Annotated in this window: 13 protein-coding genes; 5 read left to right on the plus strand and 8 right to left on the minus strand. The window is 71.3% G+C overall.

Annotated features, from left to right (window positions below; all coding sequences use genetic code 11):
• Positions 1 to 182: 182 nt before the first annotated feature.
• From ACH4TP_RS02220 to ACH4TP_RS02245, 6 genes are all read right to left on the minus strand, one after another.
• Positions 183 to 668: a (deoxy)nucleoside triphosphate pyrophosphohydrolase gene (locus ACH4TP_RS02220; RefSeq protein WP_398435276.1), complete on the minus strand. Its 486-nt coding sequence runs from the start codon at positions 666 to 668 to the stop codon at positions 183 to 185.
• Positions 669 to 708: 40 nt separating this feature from the next.
• Entirely contained in the window at positions 709 to 888 is a 180-nt protein-coding gene (locus ACH4TP_RS02225) for an SPOR domain-containing protein (protein ID WP_388844658.1), read from the minus strand.
• A 155-nt stretch (positions 889 to 1,043) separates the two neighbouring features.
• Positions 1,044 to 2,753 carry a purine-cytosine permease family protein gene (locus ACH4TP_RS02230; protein WP_398435278.1) on the minus strand — a complete coding sequence of 570 codons (1,710 nt, stop codon included), beginning with the start codon at positions 2,751 to 2,753 and terminating at the stop codon, positions 1,044 to 1,046.
• A 178-nt stretch (positions 2,754 to 2,931) separates the two neighbouring features.
• Positions 2,932 to 3,684 carry a GntR family transcriptional regulator gene (locus tag ACH4TP_RS02235; protein WP_389231834.1) on the minus strand — a complete coding sequence of 251 codons (753 nt, stop codon included), beginning with the start codon at positions 3,682 to 3,684 and terminating at the stop codon, positions 2,932 to 2,934.
• A gap of 133 nt (positions 3,685 to 3,817) precedes the next feature.
• Positions 3,818 to 4,954, minus strand: coding sequence for a septum formation family protein (locus ACH4TP_RS02240; protein ID WP_398435280.1), 1,137 nt, complete (start codon positions 4,952 to 4,954; stop codon positions 3,818 to 3,820).
• A 171-nt stretch (positions 4,955 to 5,125) separates the two neighbouring features.
• A complete protein-coding gene (locus ACH4TP_RS02245) occupies positions 5,126 to 6,700 on the minus strand; it encodes a S8 family peptidase (protein WP_389231840.1) in 1,575 nt (524 codons plus the stop codon).
• 182 nt (positions 6,701 to 6,882) lie between these two features.
• On the opposite strand from ACH4TP_RS02245, the gene ACH4TP_RS02250 reads away from it, so the two are divergent.
• On the plus strand, positions 6,883 to 8,007 hold the full coding sequence (locus ACH4TP_RS02250; protein ID WP_398435282.1) for a threonine synthase: 1,125 nt from the start codon (positions 6,883 to 6,885) through the stop codon (positions 8,005 to 8,007).
• A gap of 10 nt (positions 8,008 to 8,017) precedes the next feature.
• Here the strand turns inward: ACH4TP_RS02250 and ACH4TP_RS02255 are convergent, their stop codons facing one another.
• Together ACH4TP_RS02255 and ACH4TP_RS02260 are read right to left on the minus strand one after the other, a co-directional pair.
• Complete coding sequence (locus ACH4TP_RS02255) at positions 8,018 to 8,797, minus strand: DUF4232 domain-containing protein (protein ID WP_398186716.1); 780 nt, start codon at positions 8,795 to 8,797, stop codon at positions 8,018 to 8,020.
• Between the two features lie 117 nt (positions 8,798 to 8,914).
• The gene (locus ACH4TP_RS02260) at positions 8,915 to 11,560 is read right to left on the minus strand and encodes a BTAD domain-containing putative transcriptional regulator (RefSeq protein ID WP_398435284.1); all 2,646 of its coding nucleotides are present in this window, start codon (positions 11,558 to 11,560) and stop codon (positions 8,915 to 8,917) included.
• A gap of 318 nt (positions 11,561 to 11,878) precedes the next feature.
• Here ACH4TP_RS02260 and ACH4TP_RS02265 point away from each other — a divergent pair, with 318 nt between their 5' ends.
• The 4 genes from ACH4TP_RS02265 (at position 11,879) to ACH4TP_RS02280 (ending at position 17,280) form a co-directional block, all read left to right on the plus strand.
• A complete protein-coding gene (locus ACH4TP_RS02265; protein ID WP_398435286.1) occupies positions 11,879 to 12,265 on the plus strand; it encodes a CPCC family cysteine-rich protein in 387 nt (128 codons plus the stop codon).
• Positions 12,262 to 12,993 (plus strand): HEAT repeat domain-containing protein, encoded by a 732-nt coding sequence (locus tag ACH4TP_RS02270; protein WP_398435288.1) that lies wholly within the window; start codon positions 12,262 to 12,264, stop codon positions 12,991 to 12,993. Before ACH4TP_RS02265 ends, ACH4TP_RS02270 begins: the two co-directional genes overlap by 4 nt.
• 3 nt (positions 12,994 to 12,996) lie before the next feature.
• A complete protein-coding gene (locus tag ACH4TP_RS02275; RefSeq protein ID WP_398435290.1) occupies positions 12,997 to 13,629 on the plus strand; it encodes a DUF6000 family protein in 633 nt (210 codons plus the stop codon).
• A gap of 126 nt (positions 13,630 to 13,755) precedes the next feature.
• Positions 13,756 to 17,280 carry an NB-ARC domain-containing protein gene (locus ACH4TP_RS02280; protein WP_398435291.1) on the plus strand — a complete coding sequence of 1,175 codons (3,525 nt, stop codon included), beginning with the start codon at positions 13,756 to 13,758 and terminating at the stop codon, positions 17,278 to 17,280.
• Positions 17,281 to 17,338 lie beyond the last annotated feature (58 nt).

Below are 17,338 nucleotides of genomic sequence, written 5' to 3' on the forward strand. Positions count from 1 at the left end.
ATTTGGGGCGTGATATCCCGCCGGAGCGTCAGCGGGCGCACGGTGGCACGAACGGCGTAGGCCTCCCCACCGCGCGCTCCGCCGCGAGGGGACAGACGACGGGCGGCCTCAGCCGCGCGCTCCCCTGACGGGGAAGGCGGGAGGTCTCAGTCGCGCGCTTCGTCGGCGGGGAACCGGAGGTCTCAGTCGCGCGCTCCCCCGGCAGGGGCCGGCGGCAGCCTCAGGGCGGCTTCGGCGACGGCGGGGCGGTCCTGGTCGAGCCAGTCGACCGAGTCCAGTTCGTGGCGGGCGAGCCAGCGGAGTTCGTCGTGGTCCTCCAGGGGGCGGGGCTCGCCGGAGAGCAGCCGGGCGGTCCACACGCGCAGGACATATCCGGGCTTCAGCGGCCACTCGCCGGGGATGCGCTCGCCCGGCTCGACCTCCACGCCGAGCTCCTCCCGGAGCTCGCGGACCAGGGCCTCTTCCCCGGTCTCGCCCGGTTCGAGCTTGCCGCCGGGCAGCTCCCAGCGGCCGGCGAGCTCGGCGGGGGCGCTGCGGCGCGCGGCGAGCAGCCGCCCCCGGTCGTACAGGGCGCCCGCGACGACGACCACGACGCCGGCCCCGTGTCCGGGGCCGGCGTCGTGGGGGTGCTCGTGGGGCGCGGCGGGGCCGGTGATGCGTTCCGTCATGGGCGCGAGCGTAGCCCGGCCCGGTCGGCGCCCGCCGGGGTCAGAGGGCGGGGGTGCCGATGCGCTCGACCCAGTAGAGCTGCTTGTGGCCGCGGTCGTCGAGACTGTCCGCGATCTTCTGCGCCTCTTCCCTGGTCGCGTACCGCCCCACCCGGTAGCGGTTGCCGTTGTCGTCCTGCCGTATGACGAGCCAGGGAAGGACGGGGCCGCTGTCGGTCATCAGGCTTCTCCCTCCGCCGGTCCGGGTGCCTCTGGGGATCTCCGGGAAACCGCAATCCGCATATGCCGGAGCTTACGCCTGACCTTCACGCAGCGGATACGGGTTTTCACAAAGAGGCACGGATCGGCCGGGAACCGACGGAGGGAGGCCGAAGGTCACTTCCCGGGCGCCGCCGCGGGGACGGTCGGCACCGGCATCAGGACGGGGCCGGCCCCGGGTTCCTTGCGGCAGGCGTCCCCGCACGTGGCGTCGAGCGAGCAGCACAGGGAGCAGACCGGTCCCGACCGCACCGGGCAGTCGGCGATGTCCGGCAGTTCGTAGGCCGTCTCGCACTCCGCGCAGGTGTGGGTGGCGCGCTCGTCGGCGACCTCGGCGCCGGGGCCGTTCACGGTGTTGGGGCGGGCCAGGTAGTAGCGGCCCTTGGTGGCCCAGGCGATGAGCGGACAGAGGACGACGGCGAGCCCGGCGGCGATGAAGGTGGAGAAGGCCTCCGCGTAGTCGCCGAAGAGGCCGAAGAAGGCGAGGATCGAGACGACGGAGGCGATGACCATGGCGCCGAAACCGGCCGGGTTCACGGCGTACAGGTAGGCGCGCTTGAACTCGATGTACGGGGGGCTCCAGCCGGCCCGCTTGTTGATGACGAGGTCGGCGGCGACGGCCGCGATCCAGGCGATGCCGACGTTGGAGTAGAACCCGAGCAGCTTGTTCAGGGCCGCGAACATGTTCATCTCCATCAGCGTCAGCGCGATGGCGAGGTTGAGGAAGATGTACCAGACGCGCCCGGGGTGCCGGTGGGTGACGCGGGAGAAGAAGTTCGACCAGGACAGCGAGCCGCTGTAGGCGTTGGTGACGTTGATCTTGATCTGGGAGACGATCACGAAGAGCGCGGCGGCGGGCAGCGCGAACGTGCCGAGCCAGGGCCTGAGCGCCTCGATCTGCGGGGCGATCGGCTCCAGGGCGTGGGTCTTGCCGACGGCCTCCAGGGCGACGAAGGCGAGGAAGGCCCCGCCGAGCTGCTTGGCCGCGCCGATGATCACCCAGCCGGGCCCGGCGGCCAGCACGGCGAGGTTCCAGCGGCGCTTGTCGGCCTCGGTCCTGGCGGGCATGAAGCGCAGGTAGTCGGCCTGCTCGCCTATCTGGGCGATGAGGGAGAGCGCGACGCCGGTGCCGAGGCCGAAGCCGATCCACGAGAAGCCCGCGCCGGCGCCCTCCGTGCCGCCGAAGTCCGCGAAGGCGCCCCAGGCGTCGGGTGCTTCGAAGGCGAGCACGACGAAGGGCAGCACCAGGCCGACGAGCCAGATCGGCTGGGTCCAGGCCTGCACCTTGGCGAGGGCGCCCATGCCGCGGAAGACGATCGGGATGACGATCAGGGTGGTGACGAGGTAGCCGATCTGCACCGGGAGGCCCACGGCCTGGTGCATGGCCTGGGCCATGATCGAGCCTTCGAGGGCGAAGAAGATGAAGGTGAAGGAGGCGTAGATGAGCGAGGTGAGCGTGGAGCCGAAGTAGCCGAAGCCGGCGCCGCGGGTGATGAGGTCCATGTCCAGGCCGTACGTGGCGCAGGCGCGGGCGATGGGGATGCCGGTGAGGAAGATGAGCGTGGCGGCGGTGAGGATCGAGGCGAGGCCGCTGCCGAAGCCGTAGGTGAAGACGATCGAGGCGCCGATCGCGAAGTCGGCGAGGTACGCGATGCCGCCGAGCGCGGTCCCGGCGACGGTCCCGGGCGACCAGCGCCGGAAGGAGTGCGGGGCGTACCGCAGGGAGTAGTCCTCGCGGCTCTCGTCCGCGGCCAGCCTGGCGTAGCTGCGGCGGGGCCCGGCGGGCGCTTCTTGGTCCGGGGTGGGTGGGGTGACCGTCTCCGTCATGGGGGCTCCTGTCGTCCGACCGGGTCGCGGGTACGGAGCAGGAAGGTAGGAGCCGTGCGTGACGGTGGCGGACGACGCGCGGTTGCCGCGCGGTTACACGGGCTGACGCCCCGTTAACTCCCGGTCACGGCGCCCGGACGCCCGGATCCGCTGAACGGTCAGCGGCGGCCGCCCGGTGTCATCTCACCGGCAGGTGGTACGTGAGGCGGTACCGGTCGGCCGGGACGACGACGTCGGCCGTCTCGACGGCGCGGCCCGAGGCGTAGTACGTCCGCTCCACGACCATGACCACATGGCCCGGCACCCCGCCGAGGGCCAGGAGTTCCTCGGCGAGCCCGGGCCGGGCCCCGACCTCCTCCACCACGTTGTCGACGACCACGTCGATGGCCGCCATGCGCTCGACGACGCCGCAGCCGCCGAGGGGGCCCTCCTCGGGGAGCATGACCGGTGTCCGGCCGGTGACGGCGAGGGGCTCCCAGGAGGTGGCGACCATCATGGGCTCGCCCCCGTCCCGGTACACGTACCGCGTGCGCATCACCCGCTCCCCCGGCTCGATGCCGAGCCGCTCGGCCACCTCGGCGCCCGCCGGCTCCTGCCCGCTGCTCGACTCCCAGGTGCCGCGGGCCCCTTCGGCGGCCTGCTCCTGACGGAAGGGGCTGGCGCCGGACGCGGGGCGGTAGCCGGAGCGGGCGATCCGGCGCGGCACGGGCCGCTCGCGCACATAGGTCCCCGAGCCCGAGCGCCCCTCCACGAGCCCCTCGGCCATGAGCACCTTGCGGGCCTCCAGCGCGACGGTGTCCGACACCCCGTACTCCTCGCGGATGCGTGCCTGCGAGGGGAGGCGGGTATGCGGCGGAAGCGAGCCGTTGGCGATCTTCTCCCGCAGATCGCTCGCCACGCGGAGGTAGGCGGGCTGCTCACCGAACGTCACTGGACACTCCCCTCAGGTTGACTGACAGCTACAGACTGACAACCGACGGTCGCGATCCGCAAGCATGGGCCAGAGTTTCACTCGAAGTGATGAAACTCGGGGCTACCCGCGGTCACCCCTGAGGGCGGCCGCCTCAGGTCTGGGTGCCCTCGCCCGCAGGCGGCGTGTCCGTCAGGCCGAGCGCGGTCCGCGCCTCCGCGCCGAGGTCCTCGGGCAGGGCGTTCCAGGCGGAGTCGTACCCCTCCCAGTAGGCGTCCGCGTCGGCCGCCCCGGCCAGCGCGCGCCAGCGCTTCGAGGCCGCTTCGAGGTCCTTGCGGAGCTCCGCGACCGGACCCGCGGAGTCGCCCGGCCAGGAGCGCTTCCCCAGGTCCGCGCGGGCCGCGTCGATCGCCGCCAGGAGCTCCCCGGCCCATGCCTTGTTCGCGGCGAAGTCCTCGTCCGGGTCGTCCTCCGGCTCCCGGTAGCCGACCGTCTCGATCGGGTTCACGATCGCCAGGAAGGAGCTCTGGTCGGCGGTCAGGGTGGACCTGTCGGAGCGCACCGAGCCCGAGAACGGGTCCTTCGCGCTGCCGAACCCGCAGATCACCGAACGGTCGCCGAGCCGCCAGGTGTCCTCGCTGGGCAGGTAGTAGTGGATCCAGACGTCCTTCGGGATCGCCCAGGTGTCCATCGCGTACGCCGAGTTGATCGTCTCGCAGCGCTTCTGGGCGAGCTCGTCGGCCGCCTCCTCGCCCGGCCACGCCTCGAAGCCGGTCATCTTGAAGACGCCGGTGACCTCGCCGTCGTGCGGGCGGGCGCAGTCGACGACCGTGACCTCCGTCGTGTACTTCTTCGAGCTGCCCTCGTCGTCGAAGCACTGGCCGGTGCGCAGCGAGGACGGGGACTTGGAGCGGGAGGCCTCCTCCATGCCCTTGTTGAAGCTGTTCCAGGCCGAGCTGAAGCCGCCCGTCACGAGCCCGACGACGAGCAGCAGGCAGCTGACGGCGGAGAGCGCGATGCCCGCGATCGCGAGCCCCTTGCCCGCCTGGCCCCTCTTCTTGATCTGCGGGAGGGCGACGAGGCCCAGGATCAGTCCGAGGGGCGGGAGGCAGCAGACGATGCCGGAGACGAGGGAGCCGATCGCGAGACCGTTGGTGGTGCGCGGCGGCCCGTAGGGGGCGGCGCCGGGCGCGCCGTACGGGGTGTACGGCATCCCCGGGGAGGTGTACGGGCCCGGGGCGGGCCATCCCCCGGGCGGCGGGGTCGGCTGGCTCGGCTGGTTCGGATCCACGGGTGCGGGGCTCCTGTTGCGGCGGTCGACGCGAACAAACGATCGGTCGCGCATCGTACGAAAGAGGCGGCCGCCCGCAGGCGACCGCCCCCCTCTTTCCCGCCAGGCGCGTCAGGCACGTCGGACGTGGATCAGAGTGGACCGCTCTGGATCGGAGCGGATCGGAGTGGATCAGAACTGCAGGGCCCAGGAGTCGATCTTCCCGGTGTCGTAGGCCGCGTTGTCGGTGACCCGCAGCTTCCACGTGCCGTTGGCGACCTCCGAGGAGGCGTTCACGGTGTACGTGGTGTTGATGTTGTCCGCGCTGCCGCCGGTGCCGAAGGCCTTCAGCGTGTACGCCGTGCCGTCGGGGGCGATCAGCTGGACCTGGAGATCACCGATGTAGGTGTGAACGATGTTCACAGGCACCTGGAGTGCGGCCGGGGCGTTGCCCGAGACACCGGTGACGGTGACCGGGGACTCGACGGTCGCGTTGTCGTTGATCGCGTAGTCCGCGGTGTTCTCGAACTTCGGCCCGGTGGGCGGCGGGGTGGTGCCGCCGCCGACGTAGAGCAGCTTGTTCGGGGAGCCGGTGCCGGGGCTGGTGACGACGTTCGGGGTGGCGGCCGCCGTCAGGGCCGAGGAGACCTGCGCCGGGGTCGCCGTCGGGTGGTCCGCCAGGTAGAGGGCTGCGGCGCCGGCCACGTGCGGGGTCGCCATCGACGTACCGGAGATGGTGTTGGTGGCGGTGTCGCCGGTACCCCAGGAGGAGGTGATGGAGGAGCCCGGGGCGAAGAGGTCGAGGCCGCTGCCGTAGTTGGAGTAGCTCGCCTTGGCGTCGCTCGACGTGGTGGCGCCGACCGTGATGGCCTCGGCCACGCGCGCGGGCGAGTGGTTGGCGGCGTTGTCGGTCTCGTTGCCGGCGGCGACCGCGTACGTGACGCCGGAGGCGATCGAGTTGCGGACGGCGTCGTCGAGGACGGTGTCGACGCCGCCGCCGAGGCTCATGTTGGCGACGGCCGGCTTCACGGCGTTGCGCGTCACCCAGTCGATGCCCGCGACGACCTGCTCGGTCGTGCCGGAGCCGGAGTTGTCGAGGACGCGGACGCCGACGATCTTCGCCTTCTTGGCGACGCCGTACGAGGAGCCCGCGACGGTGCCGGCGACATGGGTGCCGTGGCCGTGGCCGTCCTGGGCGGTGTTGTCGTTGTCGATGGCGTCGTAGCCGTCGAAGGCGCGGCCGCCGAACTCGGTGTGGGTGATGCGTACGCCGGTGTCGATGATGTACGCGGTGACACCCTGGCCCGCGGAGTCCGGGTAGGTGTAGCCCTGGTTCAGCGGAAGGGCCTTCTGGTCGATCCGGTCCAGGCCCCAGGAGGGCGGGGAGGGCTGGGTGGCGTCGATGTGGAAGACGCGGTTCTGGACGACCTTCGTCACGGCCGGGTCGGCAGCCAGCTTCCGGGCCTGCGCCTCGGAGAGCTCGACGGAGTAGCCGTTGACCGCCGAGGTGTACGTCCGCTTGATCTTCGCGCCGAACCTGGCGGCGACGGCCCGGCCCTTGGCGGTCTCCGCCGGCGCGGACTCGTCGAGGGTGACGATGTAGCTGTTCGGGACGGTTCCCTCGGCCCCGGCGTTCTCGATGACGCCCGTGGGGGCGGCGGCCGCGGCGGCCGCCGGGAGGGCGGAGAGGGAGCCGAGGGCGAGGGCCGCGACGGCGATGGCCGCGGCGGTGGCCGTCCGGCGGCGCGGTGCGCGCATCACTGACATGTGGGGGGTCCTCCTCGTGGGGGTAAGGCAGGAGCACGACATGAATGCGACATGGACATGTCAATACGACACGGGAGGCCCGCGCCGTCTCGAAGTCCGGCTGCCGAGCGAAAGGTTGGCTGATCCATAGGAATCGCACAAGGGCCCGCACAGCTCCGCAACACCCGCGCCACACCGCTGACATGCTGGCCCTCATGACCGCCTACGAGTGCCCGCGCTGCCGGATCCAGTCCCCCGTCGACGCCCTCACCTGGTGCTGTCCGAAGTGCCGCGGCCCCTGGGACCTCGCGTTCGCGAGTGCACCGGTCTCCCTCCCGTCACTCGCGTCACGTGTGAATTCCTTGTGGCGTTACACGGAGGCGCTTCCTCCGCTCCCGTACGGCCCCGAGGTGAGCCTCGGCGAGGGCCGCACACCGCTCGTCCACCTCACCGGGTCGGCCACCGGCTCTGTTTCGGCCAAGCTCGACTTCCTCATGCCGACCCTGTCCTTCAAGGACCGGGGCGCCGTGATGCTCGCCGCGCACGCCCGCCGTCTGGAACCCCGGACGGTCCTCGCCGACAGCAGCGGCAACGCCGGCACGGCGATCGCCGCGTACGGCGCGCGGGCCGGCCTCGACTGCGTCGTGTACGTCCCCGAGGGCACGTCCCCCAAGAAGCTGGAGCAGATCCGGGCGCACGGGGCCCGGATCGTCGAGGTGCCCGGCGACCGCGAGGCGACGGCCCGGGCGGCGCGCGGGGCCGCCGACGAGCCGGGCGTCTTCTACGCCTCGCACGTCTACAACCCGTACTTCCTGCACGGCACCAAGACCTATGTGTACGAGCTGTGGGAGGAGCTCGGCGGACGGCTCCCGGACACGATCGTCGTCCCCGTCGGCAACGGCACCCTGCTCCTCGGCGCCGCCCTCGCCGTCGAGGAGCTGTACGGCCACGGGCTCGTCGAGCGCCGGCCCGCGCTCCTCGCCGTCCAGGCGGAGGCCGTGTCCCCGCTGGCCGCCGCCTTCCACGCGGGCGCGGAGGACCTGACGGAGCCGGCCGTCGCGCGCCCCACCCTCGCCGAGGGCATCGCGATCCCGGCCCCGCCCCGCGCCCGCCAGATCCTGCGTGCGGTCCGCGCGAGCGGCGGCACGTTCCTGACGGTGACGGAGGAGCAGATCCGCGCCGCCCAGCGGGACCTGGCCCGCCGGGGCCTCTTCGTCGAGGCGACGGGCACGGCCTGCTGGGCGGCGGTGGACGCGGCCCCGCCCCGCCCCGGGCTCACGGTGGTGCCGCTGTGCGGGGCGGGCGCGAAGACGGGCCTCGTACCGTGACGCGTACGGCTCAGAACTCGTCGGCGCCGTTGCGGAGCTCGTACGTCCAGTAGCCCGTCTTCGCGGCGGCCTCGTCGACCGCGAGGCCGCCGGCGGGCGCCTTGACGACGATGCTGCCCTCGGCCGGGCCCTCGGGGGCGAAGAGGTTCACGTTGAACTCCTTCACGACCTTGTTGTCCTCGTGGACGCCGCCGAGCGCGATCCGCACGTTCGCGTAGGCGGGCGCGCCGGCCTTCAGGACGATCGGCGTGCCCGGCTTGCTCTTCGCGACGGACGGGATGTCCTTGGCGGTCTGGATCGGGCCGAAGGCGATGAGCGGGTACTCCAGCAGGGTGCACGTGCGGCCGGAGGTGTTGGTGGCGGTGAGGACGATGTGCTCGGTCGGGACCTCGTCCGCCTTCGCCGCCGTGACCTTGATGTCGCCGTAGGCGCAGGCGGGGGTCTTGGCGGAGCTGCTGCCGCCGGCGGAGGAGCCGGTGGAGCCGGTCGAACCCGTGGAGGAGCCCGCCTTCGAACCGCCCGTGGAGGCCTTCGAACCGCCGGTCGTGGAACCGCCGGTGGACGAGCCGCCCGTGGAGGAGCCCGAGCCGCTCTTCGCGGCGGTCTGGTCGGCCGTGCCGCCGCCGGCCGTGCCGTCGGCGCCCGTACCGGTGGCGGACTGGGCGGCGGAGCTCGCGCTCCCCGCGTCCTTGGCGGCCGTGTCGTCCCCGCCGCCGCAGGCGGTCAGGCCCAGCGAGAGGGCGGCGATGGCGGCGGCGGCCAGGACGGTGTTCTTGCGGTGGTTGCGCATGGTGGTTCTCCCCCGTTGACGCGGTCGGCCGGCGCACGTGATCCACGTGCGCCGCTGCACCTCACTCGGTGCTGCGTCCAGCTTCCCGATCCGCGCTGCCGTCCCGCTTGCGTAGCGCTAACGATTCGCTGACAGCCTCGAAAGACCCGCCGCGGCCCGTGCCGAACCCTCGGTGAAACCGGCCGCGTCGGCCGCGACGATCGCCCGTTCCAACTGGTCAGCGGCCTCTTCGAGACGGCCGATACCGGCCAGTGCCTCGCCCCGGGTGATCTGCAGCGAGGCCCGGACGACCACCGCGTCGGGCGCGACCAGTTCCCCGGCGCGAAGGGTGTGCGCGAGCGCCGCCTCGTACTCCCCCGCCTTCAGGCAGTGGCCCGCGAGGTGCTGGAGGGTCAGCACCTGGGTGGAGGGGTGGCCGGTGCGGTCGGCGAGGTCGACGGCGTGCAGCATGAGCAGCCCGGCCCGCTCGTGCTCCCCGGTCGCGTCGAGGACGGCGGCGTAGTTGACGTACGCGATGGCCTCGCTGATCGGGTCGCCGACCCGGGCGGCCAGACCGGGCGCCTTCTCCAGGTGGACCAGGGCCTCGGCGCTCCGGCCCTCCTCGTGCAGGATCCAGCCGAGCAGGGCACGCGCGCGCGACTGCGCGTCGAGGTCGCCGATCGCCTCGGCCGAGGCGAGCCCGGCCTCCAGGAGCGGGGTCCAGCCGTCCCCGATCCGGCTGAGCATCAGCGGCCACGGCACGAGAGCGAGCCGCCAGGCCCGGTCGTGCATCCCGAGGGCGGCCGCGGCGGCGACCGCGCCCTCCAGGGCGGGGCGTTCGGCGGCGTACCAGTCGAGCGCCGCCGAACGGTCCTCGAACTCCCTCGTCGCGGCGGGCCGCCGGGCGTCGGCGGGCAGCGAGTAGCAGGGCTGCGAGCCGGGTTCGGCGGCGGCGTCGGCCGCGAGGCCCGTGTACAGGTAGTGGTCGAGGAGCCGGGGCAGGCCCTCGGGGTCGGCCTGCGGGGCGAGGTGGCGCGCGTAGAGGCGCACCAGGTCGTGCGGCGTCCACCGGCCGGGGACGGCCTCGGTGAGCAGGTGCGCTGCGGCGAGCCGGTCCAGGTCGGCGGAGGCCTGCCCGGGGGTCGTCCCGGCGAGCGCGCCCGCCGCGAACCGGTCCACATCGGATCCCGTGTGCAGGCCGATCGCGCGGAACATCCGGGCGGCGGACTCGGGCAGCTGCTGCACGGTCAGCCGGAGGGCGGCCGAGACGCCCCGGTCCTCCACGTCGAGGAGTGCCAACCTCCCCTGCTCGTCGGCGAGTTCGCCGACCATCGCGTCGAGGGTCCACTGCGGCCGCTCGGCCAGCCTGGCCGCCGTCACCCGGAGGGCGAGCGGCAGACCGTCGCAGAGCCGGGCGAGCCGGGTGGCGGCGGCGGGCTCGGCGGCGACGCGCTCCTCGCCGAGCACGGTGGTGAGGAGCGCCGCCGAGGCGGCCGGCTTGAGGAGTCCGAGCGGTACGGGCCGGGCGGCGTCGGAGGCGATGAGCCCGCCGAGCCGGTCGCGGCTGGTGACGAGCGTGGCGCAGTGGTCGCCGCCGGGCAGCAGCGGCCGGACCTGCTCGGAGGAGCGGGCGTTGTCGAGGACGACGAGCAGCCGGCGGCCGCCGGTGAGCGAGCGGAACAGCGCACCGCGCGCGTCGACGGTCTCCGGGACCTTCTGCGGCGGCACGCCGAGGGCGAGCAGGAACTCCCGCAGGACCGCGGCGGTCTCGGGCTCCGCGGTGTCGCTGAAGCCCCGCAGATCGGCGAAGAGCCGCCCGTCGGGGAAGTCGGCGCGCCGCTCGTAGGCCCAGTGCACGGCGAAGGCGGTCTTGCCGACGCCGGCGGGCCCGGTGACGAGACAGACCGGGCCGTCCCCGGCGCGGACGGCGCGGTCGAGCGCGGCCAGCTCGGCCCCGCGCCCGGTGAAGCCGCGCGGGGCCCGCGGCAGGCCCTCGGGCGCCGGGGTCCTGACCTCGACGGCGGGCCGGGGCACGGAGACGGGCTCGGCGGAACGGAGCAGCGTCGCGTACGCCTCACTGAGCGTCTCGCCGGGGTCGACGCCCAGCTCCTCGGCGAGCAGCCGCCGCGTCCGGTGGTACCAGTCGATCGCGTCCGACTGACGGCCCGAGCGCGCCAGCGCCAGCATCAGCGCGGCGGCCAACGACTCGCGCAACGGGTGCGCCACCGCCTCGGTACGCAGCACAGCCGCGGCCCGACCATGCTCGCCGAGCTGCCCGTACGCCTCCGCCAACGCCTCCACCGAGGCGAGCCGCATCTCCTCAAGCCCCCCGGCGGCGGCCTCCATCGGCCTGCTGTGCACCGTCCCGGTGAGCGCCGGCCCCTGCCAGTACGACAGCGCCTCCCGCAGCATCCGCACCGCGTCGGCCGGCTGCCGCTGCACCCCGGCGAGCCCCACGAGCTCCTCGAACCGGTGCGCGTCCACCAGCGACTCCGGCATCCTCAGCACATACGCGGACCCCTGCGTCGCGAGCTCGACCCCGTACGCCTCGGCCCCGTGCTCGGCAAGCAGCGCCCTCAGCCGCGACACATGCCCCTGCAGGACGGTCTTGGCATGCGTGGGCGGCTCCTCCTCCCACAGCGCGTCTATCAACTGCCCGACGTTCACCGCGCTGTTCGGCCGCAGCAGAAGCATCGCGAGCAGACTGGACCGCTTGGCGGGCCCCAAGGCTACGTCCCTGTCCTCCGTCACCAACGCAACGGAGCCGAGCAGCCGGAACTCCACCTGTATACCTCCGCGATCCCTCTCCCCCATTTCCCCCAGCAGTCGAGGATACGTGGGCAAAGCCCAGGGCCGGACCCGAAGGTCCGGCCCTGGCCCGAAGAAGGGGACGTATCAGACGTTGAAGCGGAATGTCTGTGGGCCGATCCTGACCTGCGGCGGAGCCCCGTCCAGGGCCGTGACCTGGGATTTCGTCGTTGGCACGCGTTGGCTCCCGACGGCCGTTTAGGGGTGTCCTGCGGACTGGCTGCGGACTGGCCGGAGGCTCCGAGGCGGCGAAATCCCTGGCACACCGGCGGGACCGGCGGCGAAACTGCGGAGGTGAGCTACTCCTACCCCTGCCCGTGCTGTGGGTACCGCGTACTGGCAGCGATGCCCGGCTCGTACGAGATCTGCCCCGTCTGCTTCTGGGAGGACGACGGGGTCCAGTTCCGCTGGCCCACCATGGCCGGCGGGGCGAACAAGGTCTCCCTGATCGAGGCCCAGCGCAACTACCAGGACTTCGGCGCCTGCGACGAGCACGGCCGCCGGTTCGTCCGCCCACCGGCCGAGGACGAGCCGCTCGACCCCGCCTGGCGCCCCATCGATCTGACACGGGACTCCTTCGAGGACTGGGCGACCGAGGACCGCGCCCCGTGGCCCGACGACAGCTCGGTTCTCTGCTGGTGGCTCCCCACTTTCTGGCGTCGGGACCACCCCGCGTCATGACCTCCCACATCGAGACACTCGTCCAGCAGCTCGACGGCAAGGCCGACGAGTCCTACGACGCCCGCGCGGAGCTGATCTGGATCGGCGCCGACGCCATACCCGCCGTCATCAACGGCCTGCCTTCCCTCGGCGGCTTCGGCCAGCTGACCGCCATCGAGGTCTTCGAGGAGGTGGGCGATCCCCGTTGCGGCCCCGCTCTCATCGGCCTACTGGACAGCGACAACCCGACCGTCCGCGAATGGGCGGCCATGGCCCTGGCGAGCCTGGAAATCGACGGCGCCATCGAGCCTCTGCGCCTCGCCTACCGCGCCTGCCTGGAACGGGCGACGCCACCCGACTGGAGCGAGCCGGAAGGCATCCGCTGGGCCCTGACCGAACTCGGCGCATGCACCCCTGTCGTCCCGCCGCTCACCGCGCGCCTACGAGCCACCGCTGCGGACGATGCCCCGGGCTGGCCCTCGACCCACTTCACCGAGATCATCAACGACCTGGCCGACCACGCCCAGGTGATCCTCTACTCCCAGTTCTGGCGGGTGGACGCCGGCCACACGTACGGCGTCTCCGACACTGGCCCGGGCTGGGAACTCGACTGGACCGCGCCCTGGCAGCACCTGGTCGAAGAGTCCCGCACCTGGTCCCTGCTGGAAGCCTCAGAAGCCCCCATCGGCGACAACATCTTCGTCGCCCCCACCTGGATCGACCGTACCGACCTGCCCCCGGAGAGGTGACCGATGCCGTTCCAGCACCCCGAGGAGGTCGGCTACGGCTACGTGATCGAGCGCTACGCGGCAAGGAAGGACTCGGGCCACGCGCGCTACCTCGTCCTGAAAAGTGGTCGATTCCTGCGGCCCGAGTGGCCTCACGGCGAACGTTTCGCCCATCACCTCATCGACGACGCGGCCACGATCACCGATGCCGAGTTGGAAGCCCTCCTCGGCTACGAGTGGCGCTCGCGCCTCACCGCCGCATGGGTGATCGGCGTCGACCGCCGCGAACAGTTCCGCGAACGCATCGGCGACCTGCTCCTGGCCAGCGAGGTCTGCTTCTCCGGCAGCGCCTACTGCTTCGCCCTGGCCCGCTTCGGCACCCACGCCGACGCCGAGATCCTCACCACCTACCTCGACCATTACCTCCCCCGCACCGACCTCCGCTACGACCAACCCGCAGCCCTCGGCGCCCTCCTCCGCCTCGACGCCCACCTCGGCACCCACCATTCGGACCGCTTCACCCAGCCCGACGGTCTCTGGGACCAGTGGGTCAATGCCCTGGCCCACCTCCGCGACCACCCCGCCTACACCCCCGTCGAGCGGCGCCGCTCGACAGACCTCCAGTGCGACTTCGCCAACGGCTGGTCCCGTGCGTAGGGGACGGCTACGTGGCGGTTTGTGAACGGTTGCGACACGGGCTGTCAGTGGTGTCCTGCATGCTGGAGGGCGAAACCGAGGCCAAGGGGGAATCGCCATATGGGCGGAGTCGACACGGCACGGGGCATGAGTTTCCAGACGGCATGCGCCATTCTGCAGCTCATCCGCACTCCGGAGGAGTACCCGGAGGCCGAGACCTTCCGGGTCGAGGGCGCCGATGAGGCCATCGACTTCGAAGTACGCGACGCGCAGGGACGGCCGCTGCTGCTGGCACAGGCGAAGACCCGCGTCGAGCCGGGCTCATGGTCAGGTCCGGAACTGATACGGCTGGCTCGACGCTGGGGCTCTGCAGATCCCGAAGGCACGGCGGTGCTGCGGTTCCTCTCGGACGCTCCCGTGCACTCGTCGGGACATGCCCTGCGGAACGCGGTGGCACGTGCCCGGGCCATGCCGGACCCTGACACATGGCTGGCAGAGTGCAAGGACGAAGTACCGGCCTCGATCGGGCTGTCCACAAACGACCACGCGTTACTCCGCCGACTGGAGATCGACACCCGGATCGGACCGTGGGAGCAGATCCTCGACCAGGCCCGGTTGGAGCTGCTGCGCCTGTCACCCGTCGCCATGGCGGCGGAGGACATCGACAGCACGGTCGACGCGCTGTTTGTGAAGATGTTCCAGTGGTCCGGGGACCACCTGCTCGCCAGGCGCACGTTCCGGTTGGCCGAGCTTCCGAGCCTCCTGCGCGGACGCCGCGGCACGCCTGCGGCCGAGGCGGTCAAGCTGCCCGGGCCCGGCCGCGCACTCTTCCGTGAGGTCCCTTCGGCTGCCGGTGTGCGCGGCCGGAGCAGGGAGCTGGCGACGCTCAGGGAACGATTCAGCAAAGAGCCCGATGCCGGGACACCCCGGGTGGTCGTGTCCGGACTCGGCGGGATCGGCAAATCGAGCATCGCGCGGCTGTATGCCCACCGACACCGAGACCAGTACGACTTCGTCTGGTGGATCCCGTCCGACACCAGGGAGGACGTCATCGCCGCGTATCGGCGGATGGTCGCCGAGGAGCGGCAGGACACCGAGCCAGCCACCGACGTGGAGATCCTCACTCAGGTCGGCCTTCGACTGGCGCGCCTAGGCTCCAGGCTGTTGCTCGTCTACGACAACGTCGCGAACCGGGAGCAGCTGCAAGGTCTGCTGCCGACCTGCGAGGGCGCGCATGTGCTGGTCACCACCCGCGACTCGACCTGGGCTGCGGCAGACGGCGGGCTGGTCGTCGAACGGATGACGGCCGGGGAGGCCACTGTCTGGGTTGGAGAACGGCTGCCACATATCTGCGAGTCCGAGGCGTCCGCACTGGTCAACGCAGTGGAGGGCATCCCGCTCGGCATCGCCCAGGCCATCGGCTACATCGCGGCGACCCAGTGCCCGGTCGGCGTCTATCTGACTGAACTCGCCAACTGCCGCGCCCAGTTGCTCGACGACCGCGGCTTCGTACCGCTCGACTACCGGGAGGGCGTGACGCTGACCGCAGCGGTCACCCTCAGCGTGAAACGGGTACTCGACCAAGCGCTGCACTCGTCCGACAGCTCGGAACAGCATCTCCCCGCTGCGCTGCTCGCCCGCTGTGCCCTGCTCGCCCCAGACTTCATTCCGCTCCATCTCGCGACACTCGACCTGCCGACCGGATCCGCCGTCTACAGAGCTGTGGCGGAGCTGCGCAGATTCTCCCTGATCGACCCCCGAGACGGATTTCTTGCAATCCACCGCATCGTCCAGGAAGTCATCCGCGCGATGATGGACAGCGAGGCCGTCAAGGCGATGCAAGGACGCTTCCAGTACGAGCTGGTGAAGCGACTGGTGGACTGCCAGAAACAGCACTCATGGGCCGAGGCCGCCACCCTGATCGAGCATGCGGTTCATGTGGCGCACCGCGTGACGAGCAGCGGCCATGCGGACACCAACACCGTGGCCCTGCTGGCCAATGTTGCGGGAGCGATCTCAAACATCCACGGTGATCTGGCGCGCAGCGAGGGACTGTTGCGTGAGGCTCTGACGATCGCGGAGCACGCCGGCGAAGAGGCAATCGACGATCCCGTCTACCGGCGAGCCGCCACGATGACGACACTGGCCCAGTGCCTGATCAATCAGTCGCGGTTCGATGAGGGCGCGCAGGCAGCACAGATTGCCTGGACTCTGTTGGAAGGCATGGACGCCCTCGACGCCGAAGGCGTCGAGCATCTGCTGTTGGCCCACGTCGCCGACATGCGCGCAGCAGTGGCAACGGACCGCTTCGCTGACATCGCCCGCGCCAACGCCAGGCTCGAGGCGGTTCTGCAGCGCGAGGATGTGGCTCCCTCGACAGCCTTGGGGATCCGATTGGAGCAAGTGCAGTCGCTCGTGTGGATCCAGAACTGGGACGACGCGGCCATGGCCATCAGCCAGGCCAAGGCAGCAGCTCCGGCAGACGCCGAGACGAGTGCGGAACTGCGCTTCCTGGACGCCATCGTCAAAGCATCCACGGGTCGGCTGGAGGAGGCCCTTGCCGTCACCGCGGGAATCCCCGAGCCCGCCGAGCGGGAAGCCGTGAACATCATGCGCCACCACGCGGACCACATGGTGGACGCGGCCCATGCCCTGATGGTGGGCAGCCTCCACAGGCAGAAGAAGGGACTACCCACTGACGCCTGGATCCTGCAAGCCGCGGGGTTGTTGATCGACCAGGCTGAGGCGCTGCTCGTGGCACACACCGAAGCCGGACCGGACGTACTGGCCCATGTCCCGCACCGACGCGCTGTGCTCGCCTGGACCCGACACCTTCTGGGGCATCCAGACGGTGACCTGGAACTGTGCCGCGCCCTGATGCGAGAGAGCCTCGAACTGTTCGAGGCCGCGGGGCAGAGTCACGTACCGCTTGCGGTCACAGCACGCCAGTTCCTGGAGCTGCGTGAAGAGGATCTCCAGGACAAGCCTTCCAACATGGTGAGCTTGGAGGGGCCTCCTCACTTTCCGCTGCCGCCGTCGGGAGGCAGTGGAACGTATCCGATAGCCGAATACCCCTGGCACAACGCCGTAGCTCTCGCCCGGGCCGTTCCACTTGACGCGCGCTCGCTTTACAGCCTGCTTGGGGCCACCTCTTACCATCTAGGTGGGCAGACGGCACCCTCTCCGGCCTTCCTCGTGCTGGCATTCACCACGGCCCTGCGCTCCCTTGGACTGGAATGCCGACTGATCCCTACCAAGTTGCGGGTGACCCGGAGCGACGGCGGATCGGTCGACCTGCCGGACTGGGGGCTTCCGCCCGTGGTCACGCAGAACGGGGAAGTCCGGGGGCACGTAACCGTCTGGTGCGAGGAAGCAGCGCGGTTGGTAGACCCGGCCCTACTAATCGGCCAGAGCCGGCTCGCCCCGGACGCTGCGGAGCGCGAGATCTTCCAGTCCCCCGTGGTCTTTCCGGCGCCCGATCTGAACGCCCTGCTCGGCATCAGCCCGGCCACCCACCGAGAGGGGTACCTACTCGCTTACGAGTTCCGCCTCGACTGGGAGGAGCACCTCCGTGGGGCGATTGAGCACCTGGACAAGGCGGCTGTAGCCAGCTTTGCGCGAGTACTGGCCGCTTCCGCCGCCCTGGCCGCCGACACCGGTCTCTCTGCCTGAGAACGACTCACCAGGCTGAAGTTCCGCGGACTGCTGCGGACAGCACAACGGCCTGACC

The sequence above is a fragment of the Streptomyces sp. NPDC021012 genome, assembly GCF_044333355.1.
GTDB lineage: Bacteria > Actinomycetota > Actinomycetes > Streptomycetales > Streptomycetaceae > Streptomyces.

Bases quoted from the DNA above. Each gene is read 5' to 3' on its own strand.
- ACH4TP_RS02220 (WP_398435276.1), bottom strand. From the start codon at position 668: ATGACGGAACGCATCACCGGCCCCGCCGCGCCCCACGAGCACCCCCAC.
- ACH4TP_RS02225 (WP_388844658.1), bottom strand. From the start codon at position 888: ATGACCGACAGCGGCCCCGTCCTTCCCTGGCTCGTCATACGGCAGGAC.
- ACH4TP_RS02230 (WP_398435278.1), bottom strand. From the start codon at position 2,753: ATGACGGAGACGGTCACCCCACCCACCCCGGACCAAGAAGCGCCCGCC.
- ACH4TP_RS02245 (WP_389231840.1), bottom strand. From the start codon at position 6,700: ATGTCAGTGATGCGCGCACCGCGCCGCCGGACGGCCACCGCCGCGGCC.
- ACH4TP_RS02250 (WP_398435282.1), top strand. From the start codon at position 6,883: ATGCTGGCCCTCATGACCGCCTACGAGTGCCCGCGCTGCCGGATCCAG.
- ACH4TP_RS02255 (WP_398186716.1), bottom strand. From the start codon at position 8,797: ATGCGCAACCACCGCAAGAACACCGTCCTGGCCGCCGCCGCCATCGCC.
- ACH4TP_RS02270 (WP_398435288.1), top strand. From the start codon at position 12,262: ATGACCTCCCACATCGAGACACTCGTCCAGCAGCTCGACGGCAAGGCC.
- ACH4TP_RS02275 (WP_398435290.1), top strand. From the start codon at position 12,997: ATGCCGTTCCAGCACCCCGAGGAGGTCGGCTACGGCTACGTGATCGAG.
- ACH4TP_RS02280 (WP_398435291.1), top strand. From the start codon at position 13,756: ATGAGTTTCCAGACGGCATGCGCCATTCTGCAGCTCATCCGCACTCCG.